This window comes from Caulobacter sp. UNC358MFTsu5.1 (genome assembly GCF_000712075.1).
Taxonomy (GTDB): Bacteria; Pseudomonadota; Alphaproteobacteria; order Caulobacterales; family Caulobacteraceae; genus Caulobacter.
This window is the reverse complement of sequence record NZ_JONW01000012.1, coordinates 237,981-249,632: the sequence shown is the minus strand read 5'-3', so window position 1 is coordinate 249,632 and position 11,652 is coordinate 237,981. Positions and strand designations below refer to the sequence as shown.

Annotated in this window: 14 protein-coding genes and 1 tRNA gene; 6 read left to right on the top strand and 9 right to left on the bottom strand. The window is 68.5% G+C overall.

The genetic code is table 11. The annotated features are described in order from the left end of the window. Nucleotides 1-44 precede the first annotated feature (44 nt). From BR39_RS0123815 to BR39_RS0123805, 3 genes are read right to left on the bottom strand one after another with little or no spacing between them, the layout of a single operon-like run. Entirely contained in the window at nucleotides 45-605 is a 561-nt protein-coding gene (locus BR39_RS0123815; protein WP_029916895.1) for a demethoxyubiquinone hydroxylase family protein, read from the bottom strand. A 1-nt stretch (nucleotide 606) separates the two neighbouring features. Further along, complete coding sequence (locus BR39_RS0123810) at nucleotides 607-1,194, bottom strand: disulfide bond formation protein B (RefSeq protein WP_029916893.1); 588 nt, start codon at nucleotides 1,192-1,194, stop codon at nucleotides 607-609. Next, nucleotides 1,191-1,796 carry a YqaA family protein gene (locus tag BR39_RS0123805; RefSeq protein WP_029916890.1) on the bottom strand — a complete coding sequence of 202 codons (606 nt, stop codon included), beginning with the start codon at nucleotides 1,794-1,796 and terminating at the stop codon, nucleotides 1,191-1,193. The genes BR39_RS0123810 and BR39_RS0123805 overlap by 4 nt, the downstream gene beginning before the upstream one ends. A gap of 160 nt (nucleotides 1,797-1,956) precedes the next feature. On the opposite strand from BR39_RS0123805, the gene BR39_RS0123800 reads away from it, so the two are divergent. Together BR39_RS0123800 and BR39_RS0123795 are read left to right on the top strand one after the other, a co-directional pair. Further along, complete coding sequence (locus BR39_RS0123800) at nucleotides 1,957-2,208, top strand: DUF3297 family protein (protein ID WP_029916888.1); 252 nt, start codon at nucleotides 1,957-1,959, stop codon at nucleotides 2,206-2,208. Between the two features lie 4 nt (nucleotides 2,209-2,212). Then, the gene (locus tag BR39_RS0123795) at nucleotides 2,213-2,635 is read left to right on the top strand and encodes a hypothetical protein (RefSeq protein ID WP_029916886.1); all 423 of its coding nucleotides are present in this window, start codon (nucleotides 2,213-2,215) and stop codon (nucleotides 2,633-2,635) included. Here BR39_RS0123795 and BR39_RS0123790 read toward each other — a convergent pair whose 3' ends face one another. Further along, nucleotides 2,636-2,818, bottom strand: a complete 183-nt coding sequence (locus BR39_RS0123790) for a DUF3606 domain-containing protein (protein WP_029916884.1) — start codon at nucleotides 2,816-2,818, stop codon at nucleotides 2,636-2,638. A 108-nt stretch (nucleotides 2,819-2,926) separates the two neighbouring features. Here BR39_RS0123790 and BR39_RS0123785 point away from each other — a divergent pair, with 108 nt between their 5' ends. The 3 genes from BR39_RS0123785 to BR39_RS0123775 all read left to right on the top strand — a co-directional run bounded on the left by BR39_RS0123785 (nucleotide 2,927) and on the right by BR39_RS0123775 (nucleotide 4,728). Continuing rightward, nucleotides 2,927-3,172, top strand: a complete 246-nt coding sequence (locus tag BR39_RS0123785) for a hypothetical protein (protein ID WP_035019027.1) — start codon at nucleotides 2,927-2,929, stop codon at nucleotides 3,170-3,172. Between the two features lie 73 nt (nucleotides 3,173-3,245). Then, on the top strand, nucleotides 3,246-4,007 hold the full coding sequence (locus tag BR39_RS0123780; RefSeq protein WP_029916880.1) for a hypothetical protein: 762 nt from the start codon (nucleotides 3,246-3,248) through the stop codon (nucleotides 4,005-4,007). A gap of 199 nt (nucleotides 4,008-4,206) precedes the next feature. Further along, nucleotides 4,207-4,728 (top strand): MarR family winged helix-turn-helix transcriptional regulator, encoded by a 522-nt coding sequence (locus BR39_RS0123775; RefSeq protein WP_029916878.1) that lies wholly within the window; start codon nucleotides 4,207-4,209, stop codon nucleotides 4,726-4,728. Between the two features lie 48 nt (nucleotides 4,729-4,776). Here BR39_RS0123775 and BR39_RS0123770 read toward each other — a convergent pair. From BR39_RS0123770 to kduI, 5 genes are all read right to left on the bottom strand, one after another. After that, nucleotides 4,777-4,861: transfer RNA gene (locus BR39_RS0123770), tRNA-Leu, on the bottom strand. A gap of 95 nt (nucleotides 4,862-4,956) precedes the next feature. Further along, entirely contained in the window at nucleotides 4,957-5,919 is a 963-nt protein-coding gene (locus BR39_RS0123765) for a DUF4861 family protein (RefSeq protein ID WP_029916876.1), read from the bottom strand. Nucleotides 5,920-5,931: 12 nt separating this feature from the next. Then, on the bottom strand, nucleotides 5,932-6,693 hold the full coding sequence (locus tag BR39_RS0123760) for a FadR/GntR family transcriptional regulator (protein ID WP_029916873.1): 762 nt from the start codon (nucleotides 6,691-6,693) through the stop codon (nucleotides 5,932-5,934). Between the two features lie 34 nt (nucleotides 6,694-6,727). Beyond that, nucleotides 6,728-7,915: a glycoside hydrolase family 105 protein gene (locus BR39_RS0123755; RefSeq protein ID WP_029916871.1), complete on the bottom strand. Its 1,188-nt coding sequence runs from the start codon at nucleotides 7,913-7,915 to the stop codon at nucleotides 6,728-6,730. A 47-nt stretch (nucleotides 7,916-7,962) separates the two neighbouring features. Next, entirely contained in the window at nucleotides 7,963-8,805 is an 843-nt protein-coding gene (kduI, locus tag BR39_RS0123750; protein WP_035018977.1) for a 5-dehydro-4-deoxy-D-glucuronate isomerase, read from the bottom strand. A gap of 338 nt (nucleotides 8,806-9,143) precedes the next feature. Between kduI and BR39_RS0123745 the strand changes: the two genes are divergently transcribed. Then, entirely contained in the window at nucleotides 9,144-11,561 is a 2,418-nt protein-coding gene (locus BR39_RS0123745) for a TonB-dependent receptor (RefSeq protein ID WP_051696067.1), read from the top strand. Nucleotides 11,562-11,652: the final 91 nt, after the last annotated feature.

Genomic DNA, 11,652 nt, shown 5'->3' with positions numbered 1-11,652 from the left:
GGAAGTTTCGGGGGCGGTTATTCCCGCGTTTCAGCGAACGTGGGTCAGATCTTCTCGCTGATCTTGATGGCCGCGCGGCAGCCGGCGCGGATCACCGCCGACAGCAGCGGATAGGCCGGAGCCTCCAGGGCGCCTTCGCCGATGGCGATCTCCTTGTGGTGCAGCTCGTCGTCGCGGAACTGGCTGAGTTCGGCGGCCAGGGCCGGATCGCGGGCCTCCAGCTCGGCGATCTGGCCGGCGTAGTGCTGCTCGATCACCGTCTCCACGGCCTCGGTGCAGGCGTGGGCGGCCTTCTCGCCCAGCAGGGCGGTGCCGGCGCCCAGGGCGAAGGCGGCCGCGCGCCAGACGGGCGACATCAGGGTGGGGCGCACTTCCCGCTCGCCCAGCAGTTCGTTGAAGCGGCTCAGGTGGACCTGTTCGTGGCCCTCCATCTCCTGCAGCTGATCGGCGATCCGCTCACGGCCCGGCGCCTGGCGCATCACCGCCTGCTGGCCGCGATAGATGTGGACGGCCGCCAGCTCGCCGGCCTGGTCGACCCGCAGGATTTCCGCCAGCCGCGCCTTCTGGGCGCCGGCGCCGGGACGGGGAGGGACGGGCTGGCTCATCTCAGGCGGCCGTAGTCTTGGGCGAGGACTGGCGCAGGCCGGCGAAGAAGGATGCGATCGCCAGGCCCAGCGAGATCAGGGCGTTCCAGCCGGCCATCGACAGGCCCAGGAAGATCCAGACGGCCTTGTCGCACGACGGGGCCGAGATCTTGGCGCCCTTCAGCAGGGCGGCCAGGTCGCCGGCCGTGGCCTTGGCGCCGGCGGCGGCGCAGGCGGCGGGGCCGGGCCAGAACTTCCACTCCGCGCCGGCGTGGTAGACGGCCACGCCCGCGCCGTACAGGAAGCCGATCCCCAGCAGCAGGATCAGCGGCTTGCGCACCCGGTCGGCCCAGGGCGTGCGCGACAGCACAACGCCGGCCAGCGCCACCGATCCGGTGACCCAGTAGACTTCGCGCTGCTTGAGGCACAGCAGGCAGGGCGCCAGCTTGCCGAAGGTCTCGAAGGCGTGGGCCGCGCCCAGCATGACGGCGCAGGCGAGGAAGGCCACGACGGCCCATTGCTCGGCGATCAGGTCCAGCGCGCCCCGAGTCGGGGCCGGGCCCGTGGCGCGGATATGGACCACCTTGTCGTCGATGTTCTCGATCGTCATCCCGCGCACGCTCCGCCACTGCTTCCGCCCAAGAAGTGGCTCGCCCCGAGGCCGATGACAAGCAGGGCGATCAGGATGCCGGCGAACAGGGCCAGGCGACGCTCGATCACCGGCATCATGGCCGGGCCGAATTTCTTGACCACGAAGGCCACCAGGAAGAACCGCATGCCCCGCGTGAAGACGCAGGCGGCGACGAAGATCGGCAGGCTGAACTTCAGCAGGCCCGAGGTGATGGTGATCAGCTTGAACGGGATCGGGGTGAAGCCCTTGATGATGATCACCCACGAGCCGTAGCGATCGTACCAGCATTCGGAATCGCGCAGGGCGTCGGGCTTGCCCAGCACCGCCAGCAGATGCTGGGCGGCCTCGTGGAAGAAGTAGCCGATCGCGTAGCCCAGCAGGCCGCCCAGCACCGAAGCCACCGTGCACAGGGCCGCGTAGCGCCAGGCCTTCTCCGGCTTGGCCAGCACCATGGGGGCCAGCATGATGTCGGGGGGGACGGGAAAGAACGAGCTTTCGGCGAACGAGACGGCGAACAGGCTGGCGGGGGCATGGCGGGAGGCGGCCAGGCCCATGACCCAGTCGTAGAGGCGACGCAGCATGCGGACTCCGAAAAGAGGACGCGCCGTAGCTAGCAGGCGACCATGACCTTGTCGCGGCGGTTCGCGCGATCGCGTGCAATCCTATTGGAATTGCGGCCCCGGGTGGCTATCACGCGCGTTCGACGGCGCTAGCTGTCCAAATTCTTCGAAAGACCATCCCATGAGCGACACGCTTCCCGACCGCCTCGCCATCAATCCCGCCAGCCCCTATCATGACGCCGACGCCCTGGAGCGCGGTGTGGGCATCGTCTTCAACGGCGTCGAGAAGACCAATGTCGACGAGTACTGCGTCAGCGAGGGCTGGATCCGCGTGACCGCCGGCAAGGCCGTCGACCGCAAGGGTAACCCCATGACCATCAAGCTGCAGGGCAAGGTCGAGCCCTACTGGCGCAACGACAACGCCGAGGGCTGAGGCCATGCCTCCGCGCCGCCTGATCGACCTCCCCGGCTTCGCCGACCTGGAGACCCGGGCGCTGATGAAGCCGTCGTTCGCCGATCCGGAGGCGCGGGCCCAGTTCCCCGAGATCGATCAGCTGGCGCGCGACACCTTCGGCCTGACGGCCGACGAGGCGGCGCTGATCCCCGATCCGCCGGGCTGGGACGGCATCGACGTCAAGTCGATGCGCGACCAGGCCGACCAGTTCGAGCTGGAGGGCTGGGACGTCACCGACGACAAGCGCCGGCCGCTGCGGATCCTGGGCCATTTCAGCCATCCGCTGTGGCTGGCCCTGCGCGGCGTGGCCGGTCATCTGCCGTTCGAGCCCGAACCGGAGGACTTCGATCCCTCGGCCTCGTCCCTGGCGGCCGAAGCGGCGAAGTTCCGGCGGGATAAGCGCTAGCTAGCGCTTCTTGCCCAGCTCGGCGCCGATGTCCTTGATCGAATTGCCGACCTTGCGGTGGGCCGCCACCAGTTGGTCCTTGGTCACGCCCCAGCGTTTCATCCAGTATTCGACCTGATGGCGCTCGCGCGGATCCAGGCGGTCCTCGTCGCGGAAGTCGCGCTTGCCCTTGGGAACGCCCATCTTCGTCTCCTTCGCTATCCCTAGCGGCCTATCCCGCGCGGCGGGCGTTGTCGAGGCGGGGACCAGAACACCGAAAGGCTCCGCATGAGCGACCCCGACCTCGAATCCATGGCCCAGGACGAGCTTTCCCGCGCCATGACCCTGACCTGGCGCGACCTGAACAAGGTGATTCCCTGGGGCGACACCTTCGAGGGCATCTCGCCGGCCGGGCGCAATGTCGAGGTCGAGCGCAATTACCTGTGGGCCGGCGAGCCGGGCGGCGACATCCTGTGCGAGGTCGCCGTCTATGGCGGCCCCAGCCGCTACGACCAGGGCGCCCGGGCTAGAGGCGTGATTTCCGCGCCTCCCAGATAACCTTGGTCGTGCAAGCTGGGCCATCATGCGTTAACCATGTGACTCTTGCTTGCCTGATGCTGGAGGGGGTCCGGTGTACCAGTCAGAGTTTCCCGTCGATACGCCGGTTCCGATCTTCGATCCCACCCTGCTGGCGGGAATCGCCCTGGTCGTGCTGGCCGTCGCCGTCCTCACCTATTTCATCGGCAAGCACGTCGGCGGACGCGGGCGCGACGACCGCTGGCGCGAGGCGCCCAAGACCATCCACGAGGCGATCAAGGCCAAGTGCGTGGCGGCCACCAGCGCCCCGTCGGGCGAGCTGCTCTACAAGGCCCAGGAGCTGGTCGAGGAAGTGCAGCGCCGGATCGGTCCGGTGCTGGCCTTCGGCGGTCCAGCCGCCAAGGCGCTGAAGGGCATCACCGAGGCGCTCAAGGGCGAGCCGCTCGAGGAGAAGGACAAGGACAAGCCCAAGGGCGCGCACGGCGCGCACGGGGGCAAGAAGGACGACAAGCACGGCCACGGCCATGGCCACGACGACGGCCACGGCGGCCACGGCCACAAGTCGGAGACCGAGCTGGAGCTGGCCGCGGCCAATGTCACGATCCTGGGCGGCCAGACCCTGGTGCTGACCGGCCACCGCCCCGAGCCCGACCACGGTCCTGGACACGACGAGCACGAGGACGAAGAGCCGAAGGTGCTTGACCACAAGGACTATTCTCGCCAAGTCCGCATGGCTGTTGTGGAATTTTCCGATTTCTGGAGCCGGGGCGATTGTCTCAACGAACTTCGACGCTGCCAGGCGGCGCTGACCCAGACCGAGCCGTTCGAGGACGACAAGGGCGCGGGGAAGCACTGACGAGTCGGGTCCACCTTCGCCCGGCGCCCCTTCGCTGTGCGTCCTGGCGGCCGGTTGCACAACCGGCGAGCGAAAACCGGGCTTTCCCATCCTCCGACCCGGCCGTGATTGAGCGGGGCCGTGGCGCCGCGCCAGATCGGGGCCTGTCGACGCGAGCGACCGCCAGAGTCGCGGGCGTAAGGAGGACGAAAGGAAGCCCATGGCCGCGACGGTCTCAACCATGACTCAGTTCCCCGCCGAAGGCGCGCCCGACCACGTCTCGCTGGCCGATTACCTGCCCTATCAGCTGGTCGTCGCCGCCAATGCGGTCACCCGCCTGGTGTCCCGCGCCTACGAGGACCGCTTCGGCCTCAGCATCCCGCAGTGGCGGCTGATGTCGGTGCTGGCCGAGGGCGCCCTGACCCAGCAGGCGGCCGTCGTGCGCACGGCCATGGACAAGGTGCGCGTCAGCCGCGCCGCCCAGGACCTGGTCGAGCGCCGCCTGGCCGTGCGGATCAGCAACCGCGTGGACCGGCGTTCGCACAGCCTTGAGCTCACCGCCGCCGGCCGCCGCCTGTTCGCCGAGATCGTGCCCCTGGCCCGCGCCTACGAAGCGGCGCTGCTGGCCGGCCTGCAGCCCAGCGAGGTGACCACGCTGAAACGCCTGCTGGGCCAGCTGGAATCCGCCGCCGGCACGCTCTACGGGGCGGACATCGTGGCCAACTCCGCGCGCGCCGAATAGGCGGCGCCGGCGGGGACGTCCCGTCTCGATCGGATTGTCGGAAGAGTATGGTGCGGGCGGTCGGGGTCGAACCGACACTCCTTTCGGAACCGGATTTTGAGTCCGGCGCGTCTACCAGTTTCACCACGCCCGCGCTTCGGTCCGGCCCGGAGGTCGGCGAAGGGAGGGTTGTCTAGCAAAGGCTCGGCGCGCGCGCCAGCCGCCTTTCGACGGCTGGACGCCCAAGCTTCAGTGCGTCGGATCGAAATCCGGCGTCTGGGCCTTCACATAGGCTTCCCAACCCGCCCGGTCGTGGAAATCCAGGCCTTTGTCCCAGGCCGCGCCCATGTAGTAGACGAACGGCTTGCCGGGCTCGACCTTGACCAGGACGATGTAGTTGTCGGCGTCCTGGCGCACCTCGACCAGGGCCTTGGGATCGACCATCAGGGCGATGCCCATGGTGCCCTTCACCGGATCGGTGGGTTCCCAGTACGACACGCGCCCGGCGCCCAGCGCGTCCTTGGTGAACACCCCGCCCGCGCCCTGATGGGTGGCCTTGCGCTTGCTGATGCCGATGCCGACGATCAGCGGGCCCGGCTTGTCGGAGCTGATGGTCGAGACCATCCGCGTGAAGTTGGTGCCCAGGGGCAGGGTGAAGGTGCGGGTCTCCCAGACCTTGCGGTCCACATCGACCGGCCAGGGGGCGTAGTCGATCTTGAACGAGGCCACGTCGCCGCCGGTCTTGAGGATCTCGTAGGACTTCCAGTTGCGCGAGGTCCACAGCTTGTTGTCCTGCCAGACGCCCAGCCCGCCCGCGCCGCGGAAGGTGTTGACGTCGTAGAAGTCCATCCCTTCGCCGTGGAAGTCGTGCTGCTTGCCCGTCTTCAGCTGGCGCTCCATGAACGGCCAGCGCACCAGCTTGCCCCAGGCGTCGATGCCCGAAGTCGAGGGCGGCTCGGCCGCCTCCAGCGCGGGGCCGTAGATGCGGTGGGCGGTGCGGTCGTTCTCCCAGAGGATGTCGTCGAAGCGATAGGGCGCGTAGGCGACGATCGCGCGGGGCTTCTGGCCCTCGGCGTCGGGCTTGGTCAGCACCGGCTCGACCAGCGGGGGCAGGCCTCCCCCTGCTGGAGGGGCGGGCTGGGCCTGGGCGCAGGCCAGGGCGGGCAGGGACAGGCTCGCGGCGACCGCGAGGGACAGCATCAGCTTGGACATGGGGCGCTCGCTCTAGATTTCGGTGCGCCGAGCCAGCTCGCGTCGCTGCTCGGCCATTTTCTGGCGGGTCTGCTGGAGGGCGTCCAGCTCGGTCACGGCCAGCAGGTCGTCGATCACCTGGGCCAGATGGACGTGGATCGCCTGGCGGGCCGCCTTGGGATCGCGCTGGCGCAGGGCGGCGATGATCTGGCGGTGCTCCTCGACGAAGTCGCCGCCGCCGTGGGCGCGGGCCCGTCGCAGCATGGCCACGCAGCCGGGCGACTGCAGGCGCAGGGTCCACAGGTCCTCGACCCCGGCCTCGATGGCGGCGTTGCCGGTGGCGCGGGCGATGGCCAGGTGGAATTCCTGCTCCAGCCGCTCGACCTCGTCGGGCGCGAAGCTGCGGGCCATTTGGCCGACGATCTGGTCCAGATGGGCCAGGTTCTCGTCGGTGACGGTGGCGGCCGACAGGGCGCAGGCCTCGCCCTCGAACAGCCGCCGCGCCTCGGTCAGCTCCAGGGCCCCGACCTCGACCTCGGCCGGATCGTCCACGCCCGGCGCCGCGACGGCGTTGACATAGACGCCCGACCCCTGGCGCGCCTCGACCAGGCCCTGGAACTCCAGGGCGATCATCGCGTCGCGAATGGTCGGACGACTCACGCCGAAGTCATCGGCCAGTTCGCGCTCGGAGGGCAGCTTGTCGCCCGGTCCGTAGCGGCCGTCGTTGATGGACGTGGCGATCGCGCGGGCGATCTGCTGATACAGCTTCTGGGGGTCTTGGGCGCCGGTGGTCATGTCGATCATCCTAGCGGGCGGCGGGGCGACGGCGTCAAGGCTTGGCCGAGACGGGCAGTCTCGACACCTCGCTGGCGGCCAGCAGGAACGCGCCGACGCCGTACAGCTGGGTGTCGTCCGGCCCCACCTGGTCGGGCGCGGCGCCCACGCGCTGCACCCAGCCCAGCTTGCCGTCCGGCTCGACCGCGGCGGTCAGGGCGGTCCAGCCCTTGTCGACCGCCGGACGATACTGGGCGGCCGGCAGCAGGCCGTGGTTCACGCCCCAGGCCAGGCCGTAGACGAAGAAGCCGGTGCCGCTGGTCTCGGGCGTCCTCTGCGGCTCCAGCAGCGACACCGGCCAGTAGCCCTGGTCGCCCTGCAGGGTGACGATCTTGGCGGCCATCTGTTTGAACAGCGCCTCGTAGCGCGGCCGGCTGGGATGGTCCTTGGGCAGGTCCTGCAGGATGCGGGCGATCCCGGCGAAGGCCCAGCCGTTGCCGCGGCCCCAGAAGATCTTGGCGCCGGCGTCGCTGCGCTTGGCGATGAAGCGGCTGTCGCGGAAATAGAGGTGGTCGGTCTGGTCGTAGAGCAGGTCGGTGGTCGCCCAGAACTCGCTGTCGGCGTGGGCCAGGTAGCGCGGGTCCTTGGTTTCCTTGGTCAGGGCGATCCAGGCGGGCGGGGCCATGAAGATGGCGTCGCTCCAGCACCAGCGGGCCTGGCAGTAGGGATCTCCGCCCTGCGGCGGCTTGGCCTCGAAGCCCAGGTCGACATGCGAGGGATCGGCCAGGACGGCGTCGAACCGGGCGCGGGTCGGGGCCAGCTTGGCCGCGTCATGGGTGCGGGCGGCCGACCAGATCCACACCGCGCTGGTGGCGTCGGCGTCGGCGTGGCGCGGTCGCTTGTCGAAGCCCCAGCCTTCCTTCTCGCCATGGGCGACGATGGCGGCGGCGTACTTGGGGTCGTTCTGGGCGTCGGCGAAGGCGGTCAGGCCGATGTAGAACGCGGCCTGGATCCAGTCGCGCGGCGCCTCGGTGTCGCGCCGGAACTGCGAGGCGGGGACGTAGTCGAAGTTGTCCATGTGGGCCAGCTGCCAGTCGGCCACATGGGCGCCGGCGGCGAGGACCGCTGCGTTGGCCGGAGCCTTCGCGGCGGCGGCGGGCTTGGCGGGCGTCGCCGCGCAGGCCTGCATCGGTCCCATCAGGGCGGCCGTCGCCAGAAGAACTCCCGTCAGGCGTCGCAGCATCGTCTCGTCTCCCAATCGTTCTTGTTCTTGTCGGGGCCGTCCGCGCCCTAGCGCAGGTCGGCCAGGGTCAGGTGGTCCATGTCGTCGAAGTCCAGGTTCTCGCCGCCCATCGACCAGACGAAGCGGTAGGCGGCCGTGCCCACGCCGCTGTGCATCGACCAGCTGGGCGAGAACACCGCCTCGCCGTCGTCCATGAACACCGTCCTGGGATTGGTCGGCTCGCCCATGATGTGCATCACCCGGGCGGGGGCGGCGTCGAAATACATGTAGATCTCGCTGCGCCGGCCGTGGGTGTGCGGCGGCATGGTGTTCCACACGTTGCCGGGCTCCAGCTCGGTGAAGCCCATGACCAGCTGGCACGTCTCGACGAGGCCGGGGCGGATGCTCTGGCGGATGACCCGGCGGTTGGCGGTCTTCTGGTCGCCCGCCTGGATCGCCCGCGCCTCGGCCTTGCGCACCACCGTGCTGGGGTGGGCGGCGTGGGCCGGGTAGCTGACGAAGTAGAACTTGGCCGGGGCGTCGACCGAAGCGCTGGCGAAGGTCACGGCCTGGACGCCGCGACCGACATACAGGCTGTCCAGGTTGTCCAGATCGTGGCGCGCGCCGTCCAGCTCGACCCGGCCGGGGCCGCCGATGTTGATCACGCCCAGTTCGCGACGCTCGCAGAAGTAGCTCGAGGCCAGGCGCCGATCGGTAGGGAGGGGCAGGGGGGCGGTCAGCGGGGCGGCCGAGCCCACCACGGCGCGATCGACTTCGACATAGGTCATCGACACCTGGCCGGGCTGGAACAGGTCGCTGATCACGAAGGTGTCGCGGATGTCCTCGGCGGTCATCCGGCGCAGGCCTTCGCGGTCGGTGCTGGGGCGCAGCTTCATGCCGGGTGAGCTCATCGGGCGCGCTTCGCCTGGTGGCCGGCCGTCGCCTGCGGTGGTGTGCGGATCATTCGCCCCTCAATCCTTGTGACCAATCTGGCATTACCAATTTGCCGCTCGGCCGCAAGGCTAAATGACCATATTCCACAGCCACACGCAAAGGTGCTGGTGCTGCCAGGCGGGCGGAGGCGGATAAGGTCTCGCATTTTCAGTAGCTTATGGCGAAATGACAACGATGTCACGAGTTACTTGACAATTTACCTGACCAATGGCTCATTTTGGCCTTACCAAATTGAGCGCTCATAATTGACCGGATGAACTGGCTGGGCGCAGGCGAGGAAGCGAGGGGAGAGACCATGAGAACCATTCAACGCGCCCTGTTGGCGTCGACCGCCATGTTCGCCGTAGTGGCGGGCGCGGGCGTCGCCCAGGCCCAGTCCGATCCGTCGGTCCAGCTGGAAGAGATCATCGTCACCTCGACCAAGCGCGCCGAGCGCCTGCAGGACGTGCCAGTGTCGGTGACCGCCCTGACCCAGGACGTCATCGACCGCAACAACGTCCGCGAGCTGGGCGACGTGGTGAAGCTGTCGCCGGCCATCTCGATCGACTACGGCAGCCAGCCCGGCAACTTCAGCATCAAGATGCGCGGCATCGGCACCTTCTCGAACGGCATCGCCGTCGAGTCCGATGTCGCGGTGGTCATCGACGACGTACCGATCGGCTTCCAGGCCGCGGCCTTCAAGGACCTGATCGACGTCGAGCGGGTGGAAGTGCTGCGCGGCCCGCAGTCGACCCTGTTCGGCAAGAGCGCCATCGCCGGCGTGCTGAACATCGTCACCGCCGCACCCTCCAGCACCTTCGGCGGCAAGGCCATGGCCCTGACCACCGACGACGGTGAAAAGCGCCTGGGCTTCACGGTCACCGGACCGGTCAGCGACACCGTGCGGGCCCGCCTGACGGTGTCCAAGAGCGACTACGACGGCAACCTCAAGAACCTGACCACCGGCAAGAACGTCAACGGCAGCTCGGGCCTGACCGTCACGGCGAAGGTCGAGTGGACCCCGACCGAGAACCTCAAGTTCAGCCTGGCCCCGCGCTTCAACCACAACGTCTCCAGCTGCTGCGCCAGCGCGATCACCGAGCTGACGCCGGGCCTCAATTACCAGGGCGAGCCGGCCTTCCCGGCGACCCTGACCCTGCGCGGCATCACCATCGACAAGAACAACCACTTCATCCGGGCCGACGACCGCATCGGCGGCGGCAATTCCGAGGTGTTCGGCACGACCGCCCGCATGGACTACGACTTCGGCGAGGGTTCGATCCTGAAGGGCCACACCTTCTCGTCGATCACCTCGCACGACCGTTGGAAGATGCGCGACTTCCAGGACATCGACGGCACCGACCAGCCGTTCCTGCTGGGCTTCCCGGTCGCCAGCCCCTCGGGCATCAACAGCGGCGCGGTGATCAACGGCTACTTCCACGCCTCGTCCTGGACGCAGGAGTTCCGCCTGACCTCGCCGGGCAGCGGCCCGCTGCGCTACGTGGCCGGCCTGTGGTACGCCAAGAACGACCTGGACCGGTTCCTGGACCGCGGCCCGGTGCTGCAGCTGGCCCGCTACCTGGCCGAAAGCACCAACGAGAACTACTCGGCCTACGCCAACGCCACCTACGACATCACCGACAAGCTCAGCCTGACCGGCGGCGCGCGCCTGAACCGCCAGAAGATCAGCTACAACTTCGACAAGACGATCTTCGCCAGCACCACGCCCGGCGCGGCCACCACCCATCAGTATTTCGGCCAGTCCGACCAGGACGACGCCGTGACCGGCAAGATCGGCGTCCAGTACAAGGTCACGCCGGACATCATGACCTTCGCGACCTATTCGACGGGCTACAAGGGCCAGGCCTATGACCTGGTCAGCACCTTCGACGCCAAGATCGCGGCGAACATGCCGGTGCCGCCCGAGACGGCCAAGAATTACGAGCTGGGCTTCAAGAGCAGCCTGCTGGACCGCCGCGTCTACTTCAACGCCACCCTGTTCAAGGCCGACTATCGCGGCTTCCAGACCTCGGTGACCTCGTTCCTGCCCGACGGCACGTTCCTGACCTTCCTCAACAGCATCGGCCACCTGCGCACCCAGGGCCTGGAGCTGGACGCCGTGGCGCGGATCACCTCGAACTTCCGCCTGAACGGCGCCTTCGCCTACACCGACGCCACGGTCGTCGATTTCCCGAACGGGCCCTGCTATTCGGGCCAGCCGACCCTGGCCGGCTCGCCGCTGCCCGTCGGCCAGGTGGGTGCGCCCGGTACCTGCTACACCCAGCTCCAGCCCATCGTGGCCGGCAAGCCGCAGACCGTCAGCGGCCGCCAGCAGAACCTGCACGGCGCGCATCTGAACAACGTGCCCAAGTACAAGTTCAGCATCGGCGGCCAGTACGACATCGACTTCCCCGACAGCGTGCCGTTCAAGGGCTTCATCGGCGCCAACGTCCGCTGGCAGGACGACATCAACTTCTCGCTCAGCCAGGATCCGCGCACGATCCAGAAGGCCTACAGCATCACGGACCTGAACGTCGGGATCGCCGATCGCGACGGCAAGTACAAGCTGACCGCCTTCGCCAACAACCTGTTCGACAAGCGCTACGCCCAGGGCCTGGGCAACGGCACCTCGGGCTACAGCAACCCGGCCATCCCGACGGCCCAGGGTCGGACCTGGTTCCCCGGCCGCGACGCGTTCCGCTACTTCGGCGCGCGCCTGGACGTGAACTTCTAGACCTCCCCGTTTCATCCCCACTGTTGGCCGGTCCCGTTCGCGGGTCCGGCCAATTTTTTTGCGTGCTGCGACGCCGGGGGCGCGCCACGGG